This window comes from Streptomyces sp. NPDC019396 (assembly GCF_040632375.1).
Classification (GTDB): Bacteria; Actinomycetota; Actinomycetes; order Streptomycetales; family Streptomycetaceae; genus Streptomyces.
The window spans coordinates 166729-187426 of the sequence record NZ_JBEYBS010000004.1; the positions used below are offsets into that span (position 1 = coordinate 166729).

Genomic DNA, 20698 nt, shown 5'->3' on the forward strand with positions numbered 1-20698 from the left:
CCCGGCGCCGAAGGGCGCCGGGGCCTGTCCTCCCCGGTGCTGACCCGGAGCCCCGAGCTCCCAGGGTCAATCCCCTCGGACCGTCTTCCCCGAGCGGCCCGCCTCCCGCTGAAGATCTCCCCGCCTCGAAGGGCGTCAATCCTTGAGCGCGGTCACTCGAACGAGGGGTCTTGGGTGCGGCCGCGTTTTCGAATAGAAGTTCGATAGTCTCTCGCATCATTCGAAGACCCGTGGGGGATCCAAGGGGGTGCCAACCATGGTGCGGCGCGTCGACGTGACCGGAGCGGGCGGACTGCGCCTCGCTGCGTGGGAGTTCGCCGATCCACCCAAGGATCGCGGTGAAACGGACCGCGTGCCGGGTGCGTTACTGCTGCACGGGCTGATGGGCCGCGCCGCGCACTGGGCGTCCACGGCCCGCTGGCTCGCCGGACGCCATCGCGCCGTGGCGCTCGACCAGCGCGGGCACGGCCGCAGTGAGAAGCCCGCGGACGATCTGTTCGTACGCGAGGCGTACGTACACGACGCCGCTGCCGCCGTCGAGCAGTTGGGCCTCGCCCCGGTGACGCTCATCGGGCATTCCATGGGCGCGCTCACGGCCTGGCAGCTGGCCGCCGAGCGGCCGGACCTGGTGCAGGCGCTGGTCATCTGCGACATGCGGGCCTCCGCGTTGGGCGCGGCCTCCCAGCGAGAGTGGGAGGACTGGTTCCGCACCTGGCCTCTTCCGTTCGCGACGCTCGCCGATGTGCGCCGGTGGTTCGGTGCGGACGACCCCTGGGTGGAGCGGCCCAGCCCTGGCCGCGGTGAGTTCTTCGCCGAGGTGATGGCCGAGGGCCCGGACGGCTGGCGTCCGGTGTTCTCCCGTCGCCAGATGCTCGTCTCCCGTGAGACCTGGGTCCATGACGCGCACTGGGACTCCCTGGCGCAGGTGCAGTGCCCGACCCTGGTGGTGCGTGGTCTCGACGGAGAGCTGGGGCGGGCGGAGGCGCAGGAGATGGTGCGGGTGCTCCCGCGCGGACAGTACGCGGAGGTGGCGGACGCCGGTCATCTCGTGCACTACGACCAGCCGGCCGCCTGGCGCGCCGCGATCGAGCCGTTCCTGGACGGTGTGCTGGCGGCCCGGTCCTGAGCGGGCCGGCCGTGACCGTGAGCCCGCCGGGGCGGAGCCGGGTCGTCGAGTGACCCGGCTTCCCCCGGCGTAGCAGGCCCTGGTCGGCGCCTCGTCGGGCCGATCAGGCCGGTCAGAACGAGAAGACCGCGCTGTCGGCCAGACGCGCGCGCATCTCGCAGGAGTTGCCGTACGTGGTCGACCAGCTGACCTGCTTGCCCTTCCAGACTCCGGCCGCGGTGACCGTGACCGGGTCCCACTGGCGGGTGCAGGGAGTGGTGGGAGTGCTGCCGATCAGACCGAACTCGCCGTCGACCGCATTCAGTTCCGCACAGGCGGCGGAGGGGGCCGGGTGGCTGCCAGTCGGGGTCGGCGCGCAGCTGAGGGTCACCGCGCGCTCGACGGTGACGGTCGCGGCATCGTCGCCGTGGCCGACCGCGAGCACCAGAGCCGAAGGCGCGTAGAGCGACGTCGGCGAGGTGGGCGCCGCGTTGGCGGCGCCTGCGGCCAGCAGGAGGGCGGCGATGGAGACCGTGGCGCCGATTGTGGTGGCGGTGTAACGCATTGGTGAATTCCCTTTCGCTTGAGCGGTGATTGCGGTCGGGAGTCTTGCTGATGCGCACAGTGATCGCACATCGATGACCCGTTTCCGGCCGCATACGATCCGATTACTCAACCGAATGGTCGTTCGGGCAGCTCGGAAGGGGTGCGCGGGGAGGGTGAACGGCCGTCCGGTATCTGGACTTATTCAGGTGGTCCAATCGAAAACAACCGTATGACCTGCTACTTGGTGAAGATGGTTCTCGAACGAGACTAACCCTCCCTGGGCCCGTTCGACCGGAAACCGTCGGCCGCAGGCTCGTTCGACACGTGCCAAGGCGACCCCCGCGGGATCCGGTGATGCCCGGGTGTTCGCGGCTGCGGAGTCACGGGCTCGTACACGCACACGGGCGGACCCGCGTGAACGCGGGTCCGCCCGTGGGTAGATGACGGGTGAAGTCTTCACAGAACGCCACTCGCACGGCAGTTCACCCCATGGCGACTCAACCCTTGCTGACCGCCGCCAGGATCTCGGGCAGCCGCTCTGCCGTCCGCGGTCCGGCCAGCCGCAGGCCGCCCCACGTCATCACCGCGCCGTATACGAGACCCAGCGGTAGCAGGAGCCACAGCGCGGACTCGGCGTCGGCCACGTTCAGCCAGATCGTGAGGGCGATCACCGGTGCGCACAGCAGCGCGGAGCCGAACATTCCGCCGACGATGGAGATCCAGGCGAGCCCGCCCTGTCCCGCGGCGACGTTCTTGTGCCCCTCCTGCGGAATCGAGTACGGGAATCGCGCGGAGGCCACCGCACCCGTCCCGATCATCGTGCCCAGCAGCGCCAGCGCGAGCCCCAGCGCCTCCGGCAGCGCCTGCCAGTTGTCCAGCACCGCTGCCGTCATGACCGTGACCAGGACGGTGTACGGGAGCGTGATCAGGAGCGATGCCAGCGCCCGGGCGCGCAGTTCGAGGTACGCGTCCCGAGGCGTCGAGATGGTCTGCGCGACCATCCAGAACGCGGAGTAGTCCTGCCCGAACTGGTTGTACATCTGCACGCCCAGCATGCCCGAGGCGAAACAGGCGAAGTAGATCGAACCCGTGCCCTGGAGGGCGTTGAACAGCGGCACGATCAGGCCGATGGCCAGCGACGTCACCCACGCCGCCTTGGTCTTGGGATCACGCCGGATGTAGCGCAGGGAGCGCTGCATCGCGGCGCCCGTACGGCCGACCGGCAGCAGCCGTTGCCACCCCGTGGCGGACGAAGAGCCCGGACGGCGGCTCGGCTCCGACGCCGCGGCGAGGGTGGAGCCGTCGGGGGCGGTCATCAGCCGGGTGAGGCTGTGCTGCCAGGCGTGGAGGAGCGCGAAGAGCGCGGCGGCGGTCAGTGCGAGCTGCCCGAACGCCGTGCCGTACGCCCCGGTGCTCGCCGAGTCGACCGCGCCGATCGCGGACGCGGGCGGAACCCAGCGCACCACGTCGGCGACCGGATCGAGCGCCGCGAGCCCGCCCGACGCGCCGAGCCGCTGGGCACCGAAGTTGACGACCTGGATGCCGACCGCGATCACCAGCCCGCTCAGCACCGCGAGGTCCCGGCCCTTGCGGGAGGTGAGCAGCCGGGTGTTCGCCGCAGCGACGGCCCGCGCCAGGGCCACGCACACCAGCAGCGTCAGCGGTACGGCGACCACCGCCACCAGTACCGCCACCGCACCGTGAGCCAGCGCCAGCGCGCCGCCCAGCACCAGGCACAGCGTGAACAGAGGCCCGATCCCCACCAGGGAGGCGACCAGCAGCGCCCGCACCAGCGGAGCCGGGCGCAGCGGCAGCATCACCAGCCGGGTCGGGTCCAGCGTCTCGTCGCCGCTCGGGAAGAACAGCGGCATGAACGTCCAGCCCAGCGCGAGCACGCCGATCAGCAGCACCACCAGCGAGCCCGCGTGCGCGTGGCCGCGCAGCAGGACCAGCCCGACGAGCTGGCCGGCGGCGAACAGCAGCGTCAGCACGGCCGACGAGATGAAGGCCGCCCTGCGGCCCGACGACTGCCGCAGCCCATTGGCGAGCAGCGTCAGTTTCAGCCGTACGAAGATCGAGGTCAGCGAGCCTGACGCGGGAGCCGCCGCACCGGTCGGGGCCGGGGTCGGGGCATCGAACACCGCAGCCGTCATCGCTTCTCGCCGCCGCCCAGCCAGTCCAGCGTCTGCCCGGAGTCGCGACCGTTCGCGCCCACCAGTTCGAGGAAAGCGCTCTGGAGCGACGGCGCCGAGCCCCGTACCTCCTCCAACGTGCCCTGGGCCCGGATGCGGCCGGCCGCCATCACCGCGACCCAGTCGCAGAGCGACTCCACGAGCTCCATCACATGGCTGGAGAAGATCACGGTCGCCCCGGACGCCGTGTACCGCTCCAGCACACCGCGGATCGTCTGCGCCGACACCGGGTCCACGCCCTCGAAGGGCTCGTCCAGGAACAGCACCTGCGGGTTGTGCAGCAGGGCCGCGGCCAGACCGATCTTCTTGCGCATACCGGTCGAGTAGTCGACCACCAGCTTGTGCTGCGAGTCCGACAGGTCGAGTACGTCGAGGAGCTGCCCCGCGCGCTTGTCCACCTCGTCGCCCGGCAGTCCGCGCAACCGCCCGGTGTAGGCGAGCAGCTCGCGTCCCGACAGCCGCTCGAAGAGCCGCAGCCCCTCGGGGAGCACCCCGATCCTGGCCTTGACCTCGACCGGATCGCGCCAGACGTCATGGCCCGCGACCTCGATACGCCCCTGATCGGGGCGGAGCAGCCCGGTCACCATCGACAGCGTCGTGGTCTTGCCCGCGCCGTTCGGCCCGACCAGGCCGATGAACCTGCCGGCGGGCAGGACCAGATCGATCCCCGCGACCGCGGTCTGCTCGCCGAACCGCTTCCACAGTCCCTCGACCCGCACCGCGGGCGGCGGCGCCGTGTCCGGCGCACCCCCGGTCGCCGATGCGGTGTGTGCTGACGCCTGGTCCGGCATCGCATCCCCCTTCGTAGTCCCCGTGTCACTGCAAGGACCACCTTAAGAGTGCGCTATGAGCGGCGCGTCCTCCCCGCCGCGGCCTCCCGCCCGCAGGCGTACACGAGCGGACTGAGCAGGTCATCGGCATCCGGCAGCCAGCGGTTGGCGACCGTCGGGCGGCGCACCCACTGCACCGCGCCCCGGCCACCGATCCTGGTCGGCGGGGCGGCGATGTAGTGGCCCTCGCCGTGCGCCACCAGATCGATGGCGTCCGGTGCCCAGCCCAGCGTCCGTACCCGCTCGGGGACCCTGGCCGCCGTACCGGGCAGCACGAAGAACACCATCCGCCGGTCAGGGGTGCAGGTCACCGGGCCGAGCGTGAGATCCATCCGCTCCATCCGGGCCAGCGCGAGGAAACCGGCCGACTCCGGGACGTCCAGGGCGTCGAAGGTCCGCCCGGTGGGAAGCAGGATCGATGCCCTGGGCTGCCGCCCCCATGCCAGGCGCACGGATGCGGCGCTGCCGGTCGCCTGGTCCACCCAGTCGGGCCGGGCCGCGTGCGCCCCCGGCGCGACGCACAAGGCCGCTCCGCAGGAGCAGCGCTCCACGCCGCCGACGACCTGGAGCCAGGTGCCGGGGAACACGTCCCAGTGCCGCTCGTCCGCGTACCGCACGGCGCTGTCCAGCAGCTGCTCACCACGCTGCTGGGGGATCAGCCCGGCCCCCGGCGTGCGGACCGGGCCACCGGGGGATCGGCCGGCCGGCTCTTCGATGATCTCGTCGGTCTCTTCGGTCTTGTTCACGATCCGCTCAACTCCCGCTGCCAGTACGGGTTACGGGCGCGCGCAGCCGGGAGCACGGCGCATCGATCCTGCGATTGGGGCGCACGGAAGCATGGACGGGGGCGCGCGTGCGGGCGAGGCCCGGTGGAGGGGTAGCCCCTTGTGCTGTAGCGGCATTCACCCGTAATCGTCCGAGCTCATCGGCATTCTCCGGATTGGCACCGGGAAGCGATCAATGGGAGATCGCTCACTGGGCGGTCCGGTACGTCCGGTACAGGGGGTTGTTGTCATGGCAGCGAGGCCACTTGTCGCCCGCCAGCCCAACGAACGGCTGCAAGCGCTCATCCAGGAGGCCGGGTGCTCCAACGCCGGACTCGCCCGCAGGGTCAACATGGTGGGGACGGAGCGCGGACTGGATCTGCGGTACGACAAGACATCCGTGGCGCGCTGGCTGCGCGGGCAGCAGCCGCGCGGCCGGGCACCCGGGATCATCGCGGAGGCGCTGGGGCGCAAGCTGGGCCGCACGGTCACGATCGACGAGATCGGCATGGCCAACGGCAAGAACCTCGCGTCGGGTGTGGGGCTCCAGTTCGCCCCGACCGTGCTCGGCGCCATCGAGCAGGTCTGTGAGCTGTGGCGCAGCGACGTGGGCCGCCGGGACTTCCTGTCCGGCTCCACGGTCGCCGCATCGGCGCTCGTGGAGCCCAGCCGCGACTGGCTGATCACGGGCGCGGACACCCTGGTGGAGCGGACGGCGGGTTCCCGGGTGGGCACCTCGGACGTCGAGGCCGTGGAGGCCATGACGGAGGCACTCAAGACGCTGGACCACCGCTTCGGGGCCGGGCATGTGCGCCCCGTCCTGGTCCACTACCTCAACAGCGTGGTGTCCGGGCTGCTTTCGGGCTCGTACCGCGAGCCGGTCGGCCGGAGGCTGTTCGCGGCCGCGGCCCGGCTCACCGAACTGGCCGGGTACATGGCCGTGGACACCGGCCAGCCCGGGCTCGCCCAGCGCTACTACATCCAGGCACTGCGGCTGGCCCAGGCGGCCGGAGACCGGGCCTACGGCGGGTATGTGCTGGCTGCTTCGATGAGCCATCTCGCGGCCCAGCTCGGGAACCCGCGGGAGATCGCCCAGCTGGCCAGGGCCGCTCAGGAAGGCTCGCGAGGACAGGTGACACCACGGGCCGAGGCCATGTTCTACGCGGCCGAGGCGCGCGGACACGCACTACTCGGCGACGCCCGCGCCTGCGACGAGGTCGCGGGCAAGGCGCTGACGGCGCTCGACCTGGCGGATCCGGCATCCGGCGACGATCCTGCGTGGATCATGCATTTCGACCATGCCTATCTGGCGGACGAGCTGGCCCACTGCCACCGCGACCTGGGTCAGGCGGACGCGGCGGCCCGCCGCGCCGCCGACTCCCTCGACGGGCACCCCGAGTCCCGCGCCCGGCGCCGGGCCATCGGTCTGGTGCTGCTCGCGACGGCCCAGGTCCAGCAGCGCGAGGTGGAGGCCGCCTGCCACACCGGCACGCGGGCGGTGGAGCTGCTCGGCACCCTGCGGTCCAGCCGGGGCGTGGAGTATCTGGAGGACCTCACCCGCCGGCTCGAACCGTTCGCCGACGAACCGGCGGTACGGGAATTCGGAGCGAGGATGCAGCTCCAGACCGCGTCGTAACGGCATCAGCGCCGTAACCAGCGCCTCGCGGCGTGTTCTTGTTACGGGGACCACACGTATGTGCGGACGCCTTCGTACACCCGGTAGCGTGGGCCGACGGTTCCGTAGGTCCACGTGTAGGAGTCCTGGTGACGCGAAGCGGACAGGGTGACGAGACGCAGCACCCCGGCGCTCCCGGCGCCCCTGGCGCTGCGCGGCCGGCGCACGAAGGTGTCGTGCTGCCCGCAGACAGCAACGAGCCCTGGATACCGGGGGTCAGCGGGGAGCAGGTCGCCCCGGCCGGAGGCGCGCCCTGGGGTGCGCCGTGGGGCCCCGCGCAAGGACAGTCCCAGCCCCAGTCCCAGTCGCCGCGGTACGGCGCTGATGCCGCAGCGACGCAGTACATCCCGCCCGTACCGGCCGGTGGCGATGCCGCCGCGACCCAGTACATCCCGCCCGTACCTGGCGGTGCTGATGCCGCCGCGACCCAGTACGTCCCGGGCGGCGAGGACGCCGCGGCCACCCAGTACCTCCCGCCCGTCCAGGCCACGCCTTCGGCCCCGCGGACCGCGGGGCCGCTCCCCCCTGAGGCCCCCGCCGAGTCGACGCAGTTCCTCGGGCTGCGGCCCGCGGCGGGCGGCGGCGACGCCGAGGCCACGCAGTACCTGCCGCCCGTACCCCAGCAGCAGACCCCGCCCCAGGACGCCGGTGCCCCCTACGGGGTGCGCCCCGGTGCCCCAGCCGATCCGCAGCCGCCCGCGGGCTTCGAGAACCTCTTCCGGAGCGACTCGCCCCAGCAGCAGATGCCGCGCCCCACGACGGATCCGCAGCGGCACCCCCTGTACGCCGCCGCCCCGCAGCATCCGTACCCGGCAGGTCCCTCCGGTCCTGCTGGTCCCTCCGACTACGACGAGCCGCCGGGCCGCCGCCCCTCCCGACTTCCGCTGATCGCCGCGGTCGTCGTGGGGTGTGCCGTGGTCGGCCTCGGCGTCAGCGCCGTGATGTTCGGTGGGGACGACAAGGACGCCGACTCGGCGCCGGTCGCCGCCGCGAGCACACCGGCGGCCCCGACCAAGGGCGCGGCCGCGCCCGCTGACGACCCGGCGAAGGCCCAGGCCGAGGAGCTGGACAAGCTGCTCGCGGACAGCAACGACAGCCGGGCCTCGGTGATCCGCTCGGTCGAGGCCATCAAGGGATGTGACAACCTCGACCAGGCGGCCAGGGACCTTCGTGCCGCCGCCGATCAGCGCCGCAGCCTGGTGACCCGCCTGAAGGCCGTGGAGGTCGACAAGCTCCGCAACCACGAGCAGCTCACCAAGTCCCTCACCACGGCCTGGGAGGCCTCCGCCTCGGCGGACGACCACTACGCGGAGTGGGCGGGCCAGGTCGACGGCAAGAAGGGCTGCCGCGGCGGACAGGCCCGTCAGACGAAGGACGCGGCGCAGGGGAACCGGGCGAGCGGCGAGGCGAGCAAGGCGAAGCGCGAGGCGTCGGGCCTGTGGAACGCGATCGCCACGAAGTACGGCCTCACGCAGCGCGAGGCCACGCAGCTCTGAGGCTGCGTGGGCGGGCGCGGTACACCGCGAAACCGGCCCGCCCCTACACCGTAGGCGCGTTCCGCATCGTCGAGGTGACGTCCACGAACCCTGGTTTCTGGGCGATCAGACGTCCCTCCCGCACCACCTGAAACGTGACGCTCCGGTTCACCACCCGGGGGAGCCCCTGCACCCCGAGCATGTCCTCGAAGCGCCAGCGGAGGTCGGGGGTGAGGCCCCCGGTGTCGGTGGTCACGCCGGTGTCGAGGGCGTGGGCGATGGCGCCCGGGGTGATCTCGGGCCGGGCGAGGGACTCGATGACCTTCCGCAGCACCGTGTAGGCGATCCACGTCGTCTGCACCCCGGCGTCCGCCGCGTCGATCCGGTCGTCCCCGAAGGCGTGTTCGCGGATCACGTCACGCATCGTCCCCCAGCGCTCGTCCCCGGAGTCCGGGTACCAGCCGGTCATGAGCGCCCCCTCGAAGGGCCCGTTCGCGCCGCCGGTGCGGTCGATCAGGGGCTGGTCGACGGAGCTGAGCACGGAGGAGATCCGGACCCCGGAGCCGTCCCCGTCGCCCTCTTCGCCCGCCCTGCCTTCGCCGCTCTCGTCGCGCACGCGCCGGAACGAGTCGAAGAAGGTCTCCGTGCGCGCGCCGAGGACGGCGGTCACACAACCTCGCTCGCCGCCCGCGCCGTCGAGCGCCTCCTCGGCCTGCCGCTCGTACTCGGATGAGTCCTCGGCGGCCTTGATGTCGGACGACGGCTGCTGCTTGCCCTGGGACAGGCCCGCGTTGAGCAGCGCGGGCAGCCCGTCGCCGAGGATGGTGTCGGGCCGCACCAGCGAGACCTTCCGGCAGCTGGCGGCGAGCTGCCGCCCGTTGCCGGCGAGCAGCGCGGCCACGCCGCCGTTGACGGGGTACGAGAGGTAGCTGGTGAACTCCTCGTCGGAGATCCCGAAGCCGCCGATGTACGGGATGCCCGCGGCTTCGAGCGGCCCCATGAACGCGCGGCCGTTCTGGCTGTAGGAGCCGACCACCGCGACCGCGCCCTCCTGTGCGGCGCGGCGGGCGCAGGTGGCGGCGCCCGCCGCCGTGTTGCGCTCGTTGCAGGTGAGCACCCGCAGCTCGTGGCCGTCGATCCCGCCCCGTGCGTTGACGTACTTGGCGTATGCCTGTGCCATCGCGGGCATCCCCGGCATGTTTGTGGCCTTCGTCTCCTCGGGCGCGAAGGTCATCACGGTCAGGGGCTCTCTGGAGCCGTCCGAGGTGCCAGGGAGCACACCGCACCCGGTGAGTACGAGTGATGCCCCGGCCACCGCCATGGACAGGGCGAGTGCCATGGAGGTCCTGCGGTGACGGGGTGTGAAGGTACGGCGCCATCCGGTCATGCCGCCTCACACTTCCGCCTCGTGGGTAACGCCGAAGTGTGCGGACTTCAACGGTGAGTGACCGCGGGGTGAATTCCAGGGGGCCGGGGGCGCCGGAATGCGTGGGTCGTACCATCGGGGAGGCTCGCAAGGACCGGGCTAAGGACCGGGCTCCCGAGGTGAACGTCAATGAACTCTTCCCGTCGCGGCCGTCGCTCCTCCACCATGGGCGACATGCCGCTCAATGACATGCCCTGGTGGCGCTGGCGCAGCAATGTGCGCTCGGCGCTGCACATGCTTTCCGATCCCGCCTTCCATCAGGACGTCTGGCTGGCCGGCCACGAGGGCTACGGAGACGTCACCGACGCCGTCTACCGGCTGGTCGAGGACACCTGGCTGGACAACTGGTCCGCCGAGAAGTACGTCGGGACGATCTTCCGGGACTCCGGGGAGGCGGCCCTCGTCGACGTGGCCGTGCTGCGGGTGCTGAGGATCATGCACCAGGTCGGCGCGGACGCCGCGGTGTCCGTGTACGTGGAGCACCACGGCTGGCCGGAGGCGGTGCGGGCCGCGCGCGAGGCGCACATACGGCTCGCGACCAACGACGGGGAGGACCCGGACACGCCCCCGCACACCCTGGAAGTGCTGCGGATCATGACACGGTCCGCCTGAGGCGGTCCGCCCGGCGTACAGGCCTGAAAGGTCCGTGTGACGCGGTCCGTCTGACGGACACGGCACCGTCGGAGCCCGTGCGGTGTGGCACCCTACGAAGATGACCGACCAGTACGTCCTGACGCTCTCCTGCCCGGATAAAAAGGGCATCGTGCACGCCGTCTCCAGCTATCTCTTCATCACCGGCTGCAACATCGAGGACAGCCAGCAGTTCGGAGACCGGGACACGGGTCTGTTCTTCATGCGGGTCCACTTCGAGGCGGAGGCGCCGGTGACGGTGGAGAAGCTGCGGGCCAGCTTCGCCGCCGTGGGGGACTCGTTCCAGATGGACTGGCAGATCCACCGCGCGGACGAGCGCATGCGGGTGGTGCTGATGGTCAGCAAGTTCGGCCACTGCCTGAACGATCTGCTCTTCCGGTCCAGGATCGGCGCGCTGCCGGTCGACATCGCGGCCGTCGTCTCCAACCACACCGACTTCGCCGAGCTCGTGGCCTCGTACGACATCCCCTTCCGCCACATCCCGGTGACCAGGGACACCAAGGCGGCGGCGGAGGCGGAGCTGCTCGAGCTGGTGCGGTCCGAGGGAGTGGAGCTGGTCGTGCTGGCCCGCTATATGCAGGTGCTGTCCGACGACCTGTGCAAGCAGCTGAGCGGCCGGATCATCAACATCCACCACTCCTTCCTGCCGAGCTTCAAGGGCGCCAAGCCCTACCACCAGGCGCACGAGCGAGGCGTCAAGCTGATCGGGGCGACCGCCCACTACGTGACCGCCGACCTGGACGAGGGCCCGATCATCGAGCAGGAGGTCGAACGGGTCGGCCACGAGGTGACACCGGAGCAGCTGGTGGCCATCGGGCGCGATGTGGAGTGCCAGGCACTGGCGCGCGCGGTCAAGTGGCACGGAGAGCACCGCATCCTGCTCAACGGCCGCCGCACGGTGGTGTTCGCCTAGGGCGTGTTTCGAAAGTAGCGCCGTCCGCCCGGAGGGCGGGCACCGCGGCGTCTGGTGCGTGCGATCGCAAGGCGGAGGGTCGCCCTCGTACTGGGCGTACTTGGGCGATTCCGACAACGCTGCGAGCGTGCGTGCCAGCCGTCGCGGGGCAGGCGGGACTTTCGAAACACGCCCTAGGCCCTGTCCGGGCAGGACCCGACGGGCCCGACATCCCGGGCTGCTCAGAGCCGGGACAGCGACGCCGCCGCGAACAGGACGTCCTGGATCGCCTCGCGGTCCCCGTCCTGGCCCACCGCGGCCTCCGCGGGCGGCACATGCCCCGCGACCAGCTGGCAGAACTCGACCGCGTCCAGGGCGATCTGGGCCACTGACTGGTCCGGGTCGCCGATGGCGGCCGGGGAGTCCAGCGGGATGTGCCAGTGGCCGCCACCCGCACCCTCGACCTCCAGGTGCAGGGAACGGCCGGGGGAGCCCGCCGTGACCAGGCGGCGGGCGGGCCCGGCGAGTCCCGCGCGGCGGCGGGCGGCGAGCGCGGCCGGGAGCTGGCGTACCGCGAGCTCGATCATGTGGTGCAGATGCGCCCCGCTGGGCGGGTCGTACGGGTAGTCGACGGCGTGCGCGATGTCGTCCGCGTGCACCCAGCACTCGAAGGCCCGGTCGAGCAGCGCGTCGCGCAGCGGCAGCGCGAAGTCCCCGTACGGGACGGACAGCTCGGCGACCCCGCGGCCGGCGAACGACACCGTCCGCACCAGGGTGTGGGCCTGGTCACGCCAGGGCGCGCGGATCGTCCGGGTGACCGGGATCCGCGCGGAGCGCCAGAAGCGCTCGGTGCGTTCGGCCGGGGAGTACGGCGGCGGTGCCGCGTCCGCCGGGAGCGGGGCCAGCGGGTCGTCGAGACCCAGCGCCGAAGCCACCAGACCGTCCACGGACATCAGATGGCCGATCACCCCGGCGACCGTGGTCCTGCGGCTCACCGGCTCCCGGCCGTCGAACCAGCGCAGCCGCAGCGGGGTGTGCCAGTCCGCGTCCCCGAAGTCGCGCAGCAGCGCGTCGAGGCGCGCGGTCTCCGCGTCGTACGGGGACGCCCAGACGGGCACCGGGATCCGTGCGGGGCGGCGGCCCAGGCAGTTCTCCAGCACCCGGGAGCGCAGCAGCGGATCCAGGTCCAGCTCCCCGTCGCTGTGCAGCAGCCCGACCGCGTCGCGCAGCCGCAGTGCCTCCTCCGCGCAGGGCGCGCATTCGGTGAGGTGCTCCTCGACCGCCGCGGTCTCCTCCGCTGAGCAGGCCGCCAGCGCCCAGGCGCCGAGCAGCGACTTCAGGACGCCGTGGGGCAGCCGGGGCGCACTCACCCGGCTCACCGGCTCCGGCAGGACCGGCGGCGGATCGAGGTCGTCACCCGCCGCCCGCGGTCCCGGAATGCGCCGTGCCGCGCCCGGGCCGTCATCGGGCCCGCCAGGGCCCCGGCCTCCGCCGAGCGGGCCGGTCACCGCGTACGTCCGTAACCGCGCGGTGGACCGGGCGGTGACGAGCCTCCGACGAGCGGGCGGGTGTGCGCCGTGGACAGCAGTTGCAGTCCCAGCCGCAGCCGGCGCCGGGCCTCGTCCGCCGTGATGTCGAGGTCGGACGCCGTCTGCCGGTAGTCCCTGCGCTTGGTGTACGCCAGATCCAGTGCAGCCCGCAGGGAGGCGGGCATCGACGTCACGATGTAGTCGGCACGGGCGGCGACCGACGCGCGGCGCACCTTCTCCTCGAGCTCCTCCAACTCCTGGGCGGAGCCGCCGCCGTTCGCGGCCTGGGCCGCGGCCTCGTGCTGCCGCAGCCGGTGCACGGCCTGCCGGTGGGTGAGTCTGGCCACCCAGGAGCGCATGGAGCCCTGCTTGGGGTCGTAGGCGTCGGGGTTCTCCCACACGTAGCCGAAGACCTCGCGGGTGATCTGGTCCGCGGCCTCGGTGTCGTCCAGCACCCGGTGGGCCAGGTTGTGCACGAGTGAGGCGAACCGGTCGTACAGCTCACCGAGCGCGGCTGCCTCGCCCCGCGCCAACCGCTGCTGCATCTTGCGATCCCAGCGCGGTGGTGTGTCCTTTGCCATCCGGCGCCCCCAAACCTCCGCAGTTCCTGGCATTCCCCGGTTTGCTACTCGTGAGTCGTCTCCGCTGCTTCGAATGTAGTGGGCCGCACCTGAGGACCACGCGTCTTTGCGGCAAGTCCGCCCGTGCGGGTTTGACCTTGCGGTGACTGGGAAGCGGCGCCTGGAAGACGAACCTCCGGATCGCGGGATGTGTGATGGTCGAGGTCGAGGTCGAGGAAGTTGAAGGAAGCGCGGTAGGCGCAGGAGGCGCCACAAGCGCATCACCGGGCCCGTGGACCGTGCTGCGGATAGAAGGTGAGCTCGACCTGGTCAGTTCACCGGTGGTCCGCCGCCATGTGCACGACGCTGTCGCCAGGGGCCGCCGCGATGTGGTGCTGGACCTGTCCGGGGTGGTGTTCTGTGACTCCAGCGGGGTCGGTGTGCTGATCGCGGCCCGCCGGCTGATCCGCTCCTGCCGCGGCAGACTGCGGCTGATCCTCCCGGCCGGAGGCGTGGCCGGTGTCACAGCGGCCGAAGGAGCGCATGTGAACAGAGTGCTCGCGGCACTCGGCGTGCGCCGGCTCTTCGATGTGTACGAAAGCGCCGTGGCGGCGGTCGACGACGAGGCGGAACCGCTCTCCGCCTAGGCCGGGCCACGGCGTCGGTCAGCACTGTCTCCGTATTGTCCCAGCATCGCCGCAGGTCGACGGAACGGGAGCGGGACCGGCCCGGAACGTCGTAGTCTCGCCGCATGGACAGCGCAGAGTACGAGCGGAAGGTCGCCCACCGGTTCGCCGAGTTCGACCAGGACGGCAACGGCTACATCGACCGGGCGGACTTCAACCAGGCGGCCAAGGCGATCCTCGCCGAGTTCGGCACGACGGCACGCTCGGACAAGGGACAGGCCCTCTATTCGGGCGCGGAGGCGTTCTGGCAGGGCATGGCGGGCATCGCCGATGTCGACGGCGACCAGCGGGTCACCCGTGAGGAGTTCATCACCGGCGCGGTGAAGCGGCTCCGCGACAACCCGCACCGCTTCGCCGAGATCGCCCGGCCCTTCCTCCATGCCCTGATCGCGATCGCCGACGAGGACGGCGCGGGTGTCACCCCGGCCGGCGCCGAGCGGGTGCTCCGCGTACTGGGCGTGGAGCAGGAGCGGTGCGCCCTGGTGGCCACCGCCCTGGACGCGGACGGCGACGGCAGGATCGGGGAGGAGCAGATCCTGGAGGCGTTCGCCGCGTATTACGTCACTCCCGAGCCGTAGGCGGTCGCGGGGCGGGACAGCGCCCTGACGAATGACCGGCTCTGACCGGTCCCGGACCGAGCAGCCGGCGAGGCCCCGCCGTCCCGCGACGGGGCTTCGGGCGGGTGACCGCCGCCGGACGCGGGACGGCCCACCCGGCGGAGCAGGGGACGGGGTCAGGCCCGGGTCCCGCCGAAGCGTTCGCGGAGCCGGTACTTCAGCACCTTCCGCAGCGTCTCGTTGCGCGGCAGCGCGGCCACCACCTCAAGTTGCTCCGGCAGCTTGTGCACGGACAGCCCCGCGCCGCGCAGATACGCCGTGACCTCGGCGAGGGTCAGCGGCGCCGCTCCCTCGGGCTGTTCGATCACCGCGCAGACCCGCTCGCCGCGTTCGGGGTCGGGGAGGCCGATCACCGCGGTGTCTCCGACGCCCGGGTGTTCGTGGAGCAGGTCCTCGATCTCCTTGGCGGAGATGTTCTCGCCCTTGCGGATGATCACGTCCTTGAGGCGGCCGGTGAGCACAAGGTGACCCGACTCGGTGAGGTGGCCCAGGTCACCGGTCCGCAGGAAGCCGTCCGCGTCGAACACCGCCGCGGTCTGCGCCGGGTCCAGATAGCCCTGGCAGACAGCCTCCCCGCGCAGCCGTACCTCCCCGTCGACGATCCGTATCTCCATGCCCTCGGGGGGCCTGCCCTCCGTGGTGGCCAGTTGCTCGGCGCTGTCGTCCGGGGCTCCCATGGTGATCATCGGTACCTCGGTCATCCCGTAGCCGTGGGTCAGCTGGGCTCCCATCTCGCGGACCACGGAGCGGTACAGCTCGGGGGGCTTGGGTGCGCCGCCGCCCGCCAGCAGACGGAGGGTCGGGATGAGCGGCTCGTCCGGCTGCTTGCGCTGCTCGGTCAGGAACATCGAGTAGAACGCGGTGGAGCCGCCGGCCGTCGTGACCCCGTGCTTGCGATAGGTCTCCAGGGCGTCCGGCAGCGCGAACTGCTCGAAGAGGACGGCGGGGAAGCCGTACAGCAGCAGCATCACCAGGTAGTCGGCCCCGCCGATGTGCGCGAAGGGGAAGGCGATCGAGCCGACGTCCTGTGCCGTCAGCCGCAGTGCGTGGGCCAGGCACGAGCCACCGGCGATCAGTGAGCGGTCGGTGTGCAGCACGCCCTTGGGGTCCGACGTGGTCCCGGAGGTCCAGTAGATCCAGCGCACATCAGTGCCGTCGGCGGGCGGCGGGGGCAGCGCTGAGGGGTCGCCGTCAGGGAGTGAGCCCGGGTCGTACACCTCGAGGACTCCGCGCGCGCCGAGCCGCCGGGCCATCTCCGTGTGGTCGAATCCGCGCCACTCGCCCGGCACGGCGAAGAAGTCGGCCTTCGAGGCGGTGAGCGCGAAGCCCACCTCCCGGTCCCGGTAGAAGGGGATGACGGGGGACTGCACGGCGCCGATGCGGGCGAGCGCCCCGGCCAGCAGCACGGTCTCGATCCGGGTGGGCAGTTGCCAGGCGACGACCGTGCCCGGACGTATGCCGAGGGCGTGCAGTCCGGCGGCCACCCGCTCGCAGCCGTCCCGCAGTTCACCGAAGCCCATCCTCCGGTCGTCCTGGATCAGCGCCGGGCGGTCCGGGGTGAGCGCGGCACGGCGGTCGATCAGCTCCCAGAGGGTGCGGGAGGCGCTCAGGGCGTGTGCGGTCTCGTTCATGTGCGTCCCCTCCGAGCCCAGGCAGCTGACGGTTAGTCAGATGATGTGCAGAGAGTAGGGCCGCTCGTCCTGCCGGTCCAGCCTTGCCGGCCCCGGAGGTGCGCGGCTAGCCTGCTGTTTCAACTATCTGACGATGCGTCAAATAGGGAGGCCCGCGGTGGACCTGGCGTACACGGAGGAGGAAGAGGCGTTCAGAGCAGGGCTGCGCGAGTGGCTTTCCGTGGCGCTGCCGAAGCTGCCGCCGAAGCCCTCGCCCGGTGACTGGCCCGCGCGGCGGGCCTACGACACCGGCTGGCAGCGCGCGCTCCACGACGCCGGCTACGGTGACGTCCACTGGGGCGCGTCGCCGACCCGGCGGCTGATCTTCCTCGAGGAGACGGAGAAGGCCGGAGCGCCCTATGTCGGCGCCAACTTCGTCGGGCTGCTGCACGCCGGACCGACCATCGCCGCCGAGGGCACGCCAGCACAGCGGGAGCGCTGGCTGCCGCCGGTCCTGCGCGGCGACGAGGTCTGGTGCCAGGGCTTCAGCGAACCGGGCGCGGGCTCCGACCTCGCCGCGCTGCGCACCCGGGCGGTAAAGGACGGCGACTGCTATGTGGTGACCGGGGCCAAGATCTGGACCTCGCACGCCGAGGTCGCCGACTGGTGCGAACTGCTCGTCCGCACCGACCCCGAGGCTCCGAAGCACCGGGGGATCAGCTGGCTGGCCATGCCGATGGACGCACCCGGCATCACCGTGCGCCCGCTGCGTACCCTCGCCGGATCCACGGAGTTCGCCGAGGTCTTCCTGGACGACGTACGGGTGCCGGTGGCCAACCGGATCGGCGAGGAGAACGACGGTTGGCGGGTCACCATGGTCACCCTGTCCTTCGAGCGCGGGACCGCATTCGTCGGCGAGGTCGTCGCCTGCCGCCGCACCCTCGGCGAACTGGCACGCACCGCCCGCGAGAACGGCCGCTGGGACGACCCCGTGCTGCGGCGCAGACTGGGGCGGCTGGCGGCGGAGTTCGCCGCGCTGTGGCGGCTGATCCAGTGGAACGTCAGCGAGGCGGAGCGCGGCGGAGGCGTACCTGGACCGGGCGGCTCCGTCTTCAAGCTCCACTATTCGCACGCCCGCCAGGAGCTGTACGACGCGGCCGCCGAGGTACTCGGGCCCGACGCGCTCGACGCTTCCCGCGAGTGGACCCTCGACCGGCTGTCCTCGCTGTCGTACACCATCGCCGCCGGCACCTCGCAGATCCAGCGGAACATCGTCGCCGAGCGGATACTCGGCCTGCCGAAGGGGGCCTGAGCGGCGTGCGCTTCCAACTCACCGATGACCAGAGAGCCTTGCGCAGAGGGGTACGGGAGCTCCTGGAGGCCCGCTTCGACCGGGCAGCCCTCCGAGCCGCCGTGGACGAACCCGGCCTTGACCGGGCGCTGTGGCGGGAGCTCGGAGATGCGGGTTTCTTCGCGCTGCGGCTGCCCGAGGCCGACGGCGGGGTGGGGCTCGGGCTCCCGGAGGCGGTGCTCGTCTTCGAGGAGGCCGGACGGGTGCTTCTGCCGGGCCCGCTGGTCGCGACCCATCTCGCGGCAGGTGCGGTGCCCGGAGCGGCCGCCGGCGAGTCCGTGGTGACCATGGCGGACGGCGCGCTGGTGAGCTGGCTGGACGAGGCGGACGCGGTGCTGGGGGACGTGGCAGGCGCCGTAGGCGTACGGTCCGTCGATCCGCTGACGCCCCTGCACCGGCTGCCCGGCAGCGGCGTGCGCGCCGCACATGACGAGGCGCGGATCGAGAGCGCGGTCCTGCTCACCGCGGCCGAGCAGCTCGGCTCGGCCCTCCGTACCACCGAGCTCGCGACGCGCCATGCCGCGGAGCGGGAGCAGTTCGGCAGGCCCATCGGTAGCTTCCAGGCGGTCAAGCACCTCTGCGCGCAGATGTTCGTGCGCGCCGAGCTCGCCCGCGCCGCCGTCTACGCCGCCGCGGTCACCGCCGACCCTGCCGAGATCGCCGGTGCCAAGCTGCTCGCCGACGATGCCGCGGTGCGCGGAGCCCGCGAATGCCTCCAGGTGCACGGCGGCATGGGCTTCACCTGGGAAGCCGATGTCCATCTGCATCTCAAGCGCGCCTGGGTGCGCGCGCGGCTCTGGCGGACGGCTGACCGCGCGGAGGAGTTGCTGGCGTCGGCGCTGTAACGCGCCACACGCGTACGGCCTGGCTCCAACGCAGCGCAAAGCGTCACTGAGCGTGGCTGTCGGGGGCGCCGATATCGGGTTGTGTCCTTCGGCGGACTCGTCACGGGCCGCAGTCGCCTCACCCTCCGGTACGCTCCGTGGGGTGCGAGATGCGTGCTGCCACGGGGCAGGGGCCCCGAACCTCCGGCCGGACACCCGCGTGGCCGCCGGGCTCGAACGCGCCGCTCGCACAGGGTGTTCGACTATCCGCAGCGTGCGTCGCACAGTATGCACTACGCATACTCCTTCGCGCTGGAATATGCCCGAAGCGCTTGTTGCGGTGACTGTACGTCAACCATGCTGTCACGCAAGGAAATCACGTTCCGTGACAGCTTTCAGGCGCGAGGCGTTGTGTCCGCCGGTTCGGATGGTGTGAGCGGTGCAGGTGCTTCTGGTTCAGATGGAGGTCGGCCCCGATCCCGCGGAGGTCGGGCGGGCCCGCAGATGGGCGAGGTCGCGCCTCGCCGGATCCGGGATAAGAGACGATGAGCCGGTCGCGGAGACGCTGGTGCTGCTGATCTCCGAGCTGGTCACCAACGCCGTGGTGCACACGGGCTGTCCCGCCGTGCTGCGCATGCTCTTCGGGGCGGGCGAGACGGCGGCGGGCACGGTGCGGGTGGAGGTCGCCGACACGAGCGCCTGCCCGCCGAGCCCGCGGCGCGCGGAGCGCGAGGACACCAACGGCCGCGGCCTCGAACTCGTCGACGGGCTCGCCGACCGCTGGGGCTGGCAGCCGGAGGGCGCGGGAAAGAGCATCTGGTGCGAGGTCGACCGGTGTGTGGTGCCGCCCGCGCAGCCCGCCGCACCGGGGCCCCTCGCCGGGGCCGCCGTGCCTGCGGCGTCCGCCGCGCCGGTCGCTCCGGCGGCGAACGCACCCGTGGTCCCGGCCTGAGGCATGCGACGCCTTTCGCTCACCGGGCGGGCTGAAGCGAGGCACCGCCACAGGTCAGAGCACCGCCACCGGCGCCACCGGCGTACCCGTGCCCCCGACGAACGGCTCAGGGGTCGCCGACAGCAGGAAGGTGTAACGCCCTTCCTGCGCGCAGGACGCCGACAGTTCCTCCAGGTTCCAGTTCTGGCCCTGGAGCATGCCCATCTCCACCAGGTCCAGGGCGTGCACGGGTAGCCACAGGTCCTCGATCTCGGGCGGGAAGATCTCGAAGGTCAGCGTGTCGTTCGCGACGGCGGCGACATCGCGGGCGTGGAACCACTCGGGCGTACGCACCGAGAGGCCCGGTGACGGATAGGCGTAGGCGTGCCTGTCCCCGGCCAGGAACACCTGTATCTGCCCGGTCCGTACGAGCACCACATCGCCGGACCGCACCCGCGCCCGGCCGAAGTCCTCCGCCTCGGCGAGGTCTTCGGGGGTGACGGCGTGGTCGCCGGGCAGCCGGTCGAGGCCCTTGGCGCGGGCCACGTCGAGCAGCACCCCACGGGTGACCAGGGTCCGCACCTTGTCGATACCGCTGAAGCGGGCCCCGGTGTGGGCGGTGATGGTGCCGGCGGGACGGCCGTTGTAGATCCGCCCCGAGTGCGAGACATGGGTGAGGGCGTCCCAGTGGGTCGCCGCCTGGAGCCCCATGGTCACGGCGTCGTCGCTGGTGGCGACCGTGCCCGGGCCGAACAGCTCCTGGTTGATCTGGACCATGGTGTGCAGCGGGTTCACCCGGCCCGGGATCATCCCCGTCTGCACCCCGTCCTGCTGGAGGGGCAGGGCCAGGGGTACCCGGTGGCCGCTGCGGACTTCGGCGACGGCCGCGCGTACCACCTCGTCCGTGATCAGGTTCAGCGTCCCGATCTCGTCGTCGGCGCCCCAGCGCCCCCAGTTGCTGATCCGTTTGGCGATGTCGTGGAACTCCTGAGGCAGGGCTGGCTCGGGCATGGGCGGTCCTCCTGAGGTCCAGG

General features: G+C 71.8%; 19 protein-coding genes. 10 read left to right on the forward strand and 9 right to left on the reverse strand.

The genetic code is table 11. The features are described 5' to 3' along the window. The first annotated feature begins 256 nt into the window (after positions 1-256). The gene (locus tag ABZ532_RS06210; RefSeq protein ID WP_361279935.1) at positions 257-1126 is read left to right on the forward strand and encodes an alpha/beta hydrolase; all 870 of its coding nucleotides are present in this window, start codon (positions 257-259) and stop codon (positions 1124-1126) included. A gap of 112 nt (positions 1127-1238) precedes the next feature. Here ABZ532_RS06210 and ABZ532_RS06215 read toward each other — a convergent pair whose 3' ends face one another. The 4 genes from ABZ532_RS06215 to ABZ532_RS06230 all read right to left on the reverse strand — a co-directional run bounded on the left by ABZ532_RS06215 (position 1239) and on the right by ABZ532_RS06230 (position 5332). Then, entirely contained in the window at positions 1239-1670 is a 432-nt protein-coding gene (locus tag ABZ532_RS06215; protein WP_361279936.1) for a subtilase-type protease inhibitor, read from the reverse strand. A gap of 478 nt (positions 1671-2148) precedes the next feature. Further along, positions 2149-3804, reverse strand: coding sequence for a transporter (locus ABZ532_RS06220; RefSeq protein ID WP_361279937.1), 1656 nt, complete (start codon positions 3802-3804; stop codon positions 2149-2151). Then, positions 3801-4634, reverse strand: a complete 834-nt coding sequence (locus tag ABZ532_RS06225; RefSeq protein ID WP_361279938.1) for an ABC transporter ATP-binding protein — start codon at positions 4632-4634, stop codon at positions 3801-3803. The genes ABZ532_RS06220 and ABZ532_RS06225 overlap by 4 nt, the downstream gene beginning before the upstream one ends. A 53-nt stretch (positions 4635-4687) precedes the next feature. Further along, entirely contained in the window at positions 4688-5332 is a 645-nt protein-coding gene (locus ABZ532_RS06230; RefSeq protein ID WP_361280112.1) for a bifunctional DNA primase/polymerase, read from the reverse strand. A gap of 355 nt (positions 5333-5687) precedes the next feature. Here ABZ532_RS06230 and ABZ532_RS06235 point away from each other — a divergent pair, with 355 nt between their 5' ends. Further along, the gene (locus ABZ532_RS06235; RefSeq protein WP_361279939.1) at positions 5688-7073 is read left to right on the forward strand and encodes a transcriptional regulator; all 1386 of its coding nucleotides are present in this window, start codon (positions 5688-5690) and stop codon (positions 7071-7073) included. Positions 7074-7201: 128 nt separating this feature from the next. Next, entirely contained in the window at positions 7202-8608 is a 1407-nt protein-coding gene (locus tag ABZ532_RS06240) for a hypothetical protein (RefSeq protein ID WP_361279940.1), read from the forward strand. A gap of 43 nt (positions 8609-8651) precedes the next feature. Here the strand turns inward: ABZ532_RS06240 and ABZ532_RS06245 are convergent, their stop codons facing one another. After that, positions 8652-9974: an ABC transporter substrate-binding protein gene (locus ABZ532_RS06245; RefSeq protein WP_361279941.1), complete on the reverse strand. Its 1323-nt coding sequence runs from the start codon at positions 9972-9974 to the stop codon at positions 8652-8654. Between the two features lie 204 nt (positions 9975-10178). On the opposite strand from ABZ532_RS06245, the gene ABZ532_RS06250 reads away from it, so the two are divergent. Next, the gene (locus tag ABZ532_RS06250) at positions 10179-10625 is read left to right on the forward strand and encodes a hypothetical protein (protein ID WP_361280113.1); all 447 of its coding nucleotides are present in this window, start codon (positions 10179-10181) and stop codon (positions 10623-10625) included. Positions 10626-10725: 100 nt separating this feature from the next. After that, positions 10726-11577 carry a formyltetrahydrofolate deformylase gene (gene purU, locus ABZ532_RS06255; protein ID WP_361279942.1) on the forward strand — a complete coding sequence of 284 codons (852 nt, stop codon included), beginning with the start codon at positions 10726-10728 and terminating at the stop codon, positions 11575-11577. 221 nt (positions 11578-11798) lie between these two features. Here the strand turns inward: purU and ABZ532_RS06260 are convergent, their stop codons facing one another. Both ABZ532_RS06260 and ABZ532_RS06265 read right to left on the reverse strand, forming a co-directional pair. Next, positions 11799-13064 carry a zf-HC2 domain-containing protein gene (locus ABZ532_RS06260; protein WP_361279943.1) on the reverse strand — a complete coding sequence of 422 codons (1266 nt, stop codon included), beginning with the start codon at positions 13062-13064 and terminating at the stop codon, positions 11799-11801. Then, complete coding sequence (locus ABZ532_RS06265) at positions 13061-13666, reverse strand: sigma-70 family RNA polymerase sigma factor (protein WP_361279945.1); 606 nt, start codon at positions 13664-13666, stop codon at positions 13061-13063. Before ABZ532_RS06265 ends, ABZ532_RS06260 begins: the two co-directional genes overlap by 4 nt. A gap of 278 nt (positions 13667-13944) precedes the next feature. On the opposite strand from ABZ532_RS06265, the gene ABZ532_RS06270 reads away from it, so the two are divergent. Together ABZ532_RS06270 and ABZ532_RS06275 are read left to right on the forward strand one after the other, a co-directional pair. Next, positions 13945-14292, forward strand: a complete 348-nt coding sequence (locus ABZ532_RS06270; protein WP_361279946.1) for an STAS domain-containing protein — start codon at positions 13945-13947, stop codon at positions 14290-14292. Between the two features lie 104 nt (positions 14293-14396). After that, a complete protein-coding gene (locus ABZ532_RS06275) occupies positions 14397-14909 on the forward strand; it encodes an EF-hand domain-containing protein (protein ID WP_361279947.1) in 513 nt (170 codons plus the stop codon). A gap of 155 nt (positions 14910-15064) precedes the next feature. Here the strand turns inward: ABZ532_RS06275 and ABZ532_RS06280 are convergent, their stop codons facing one another. Beyond that, complete coding sequence (locus tag ABZ532_RS06280) at positions 15065-16579, reverse strand: AMP-binding protein (RefSeq protein ID WP_361279949.1); 1515 nt, start codon at positions 16577-16579, stop codon at positions 15065-15067. Between the two features lie 157 nt (positions 16580-16736). On the opposite strand from ABZ532_RS06280, the gene ABZ532_RS06285 reads away from it, so the two are divergent. From ABZ532_RS06285 to ABZ532_RS06295, 3 genes are all read left to right on the forward strand, one after another. Further along, positions 16737-17870 carry an acyl-CoA dehydrogenase family protein gene (locus ABZ532_RS06285; protein ID WP_361279950.1) on the forward strand — a complete coding sequence of 378 codons (1134 nt, stop codon included), beginning with the start codon at positions 16737-16739 and terminating at the stop codon, positions 17868-17870. A gap of 5 nt (positions 17871-17875) precedes the next feature. Beyond that, entirely contained in the window at positions 17876-18754 is an 879-nt protein-coding gene (locus ABZ532_RS06290; protein ID WP_361279951.1) for an acyl-CoA dehydrogenase family protein, read from the forward strand. Between the two features lie 418 nt (positions 18755-19172). Then, positions 19173-19685 (forward strand): ATP-binding protein, encoded by a 513-nt coding sequence (locus ABZ532_RS06295; RefSeq protein WP_361279952.1) that lies wholly within the window; start codon positions 19173-19175, stop codon positions 19683-19685. Positions 19686-19739: 54 nt separating this feature from the next. Here the strand turns inward: ABZ532_RS06295 and ABZ532_RS06300 are convergent, their stop codons facing one another. After that, positions 19740-20675 (reverse strand): cyclase family protein, encoded by a 936-nt coding sequence (locus ABZ532_RS06300; protein WP_361279953.1) that lies wholly within the window; start codon positions 20673-20675, stop codon positions 19740-19742. Positions 20676-20698 lie beyond the last annotated feature (23 nt).

What these genes read in the sequence shown, in the direction of transcription:
- ABZ532_RS06265 (WP_361279945.1), bottom strand. Translation starts at nt 13,666, where the DNA reads ATGGCAAAGGACACACCACCGCGCTGGGATCGCAAGATGCAGCAGCGG.
- ABZ532_RS06245 (WP_361279941.1), bottom strand. Translation starts at nt 9,974, where the DNA reads ATGACCGGATGGCGCCGTACCTTCACACCCCGTCACCGCAGGACCTCC.
- ABZ532_RS06210 (WP_361279935.1), top strand. Translation starts at nt 257, where the DNA reads ATGGTGCGGCGCGTCGACGTGACCGGAGCGGGCGGACTGCGCCTCGCT.
- ABZ532_RS06275 (WP_361279947.1), top strand. Translation starts at nt 14,397, where the DNA reads ATGGACAGCGCAGAGTACGAGCGGAAGGTCGCCCACCGGTTCGCCGAG.
- ABZ532_RS06300 (WP_361279953.1), bottom strand. Translation starts at nt 20,675, where the DNA reads ATGCCCGAGCCAGCCCTGCCTCAGGAGTTCCACGACATCGCCAAACGG.
- ABZ532_RS06215 (WP_361279936.1), bottom strand. Translation starts at nt 1,670, where the DNA reads ATGCGTTACACCGCCACCACAATCGGCGCCACGGTCTCCATCGCCGCC.
- purU (WP_361279942.1), top strand. Translation starts at nt 10,726, where the DNA reads ATGACCGACCAGTACGTCCTGACGCTCTCCTGCCCGGATAAAAAGGGC.
- ABZ532_RS06225 (WP_361279938.1), bottom strand. Translation starts at nt 4,634, where the DNA reads ATGCCGGACCAGGCGTCAGCACACACCGCATCGGCGACCGGGGGTGCG.
- ABZ532_RS06280 (WP_361279949.1), bottom strand. Translation starts at nt 16,579, where the DNA reads ATGAACGAGACCGCACACGCCCTGAGCGCCTCCCGCACCCTCTGGGAG.
- ABZ532_RS06220 (WP_361279937.1), bottom strand. Translation starts at nt 3,804, where the DNA reads ATGACGGCTGCGGTGTTCGATGCCCCGACCCCGGCCCCGACCGGTGCG.
- ABZ532_RS06250 (WP_361280113.1), top strand. Translation starts at nt 10,179, where the DNA reads ATGGGCGACATGCCGCTCAATGACATGCCCTGGTGGCGCTGGCGCAGC.
- ABZ532_RS06235 (WP_361279939.1), top strand. Translation starts at nt 5,688, where the DNA reads ATGGCAGCGAGGCCACTTGTCGCCCGCCAGCCCAACGAACGGCTGCAA.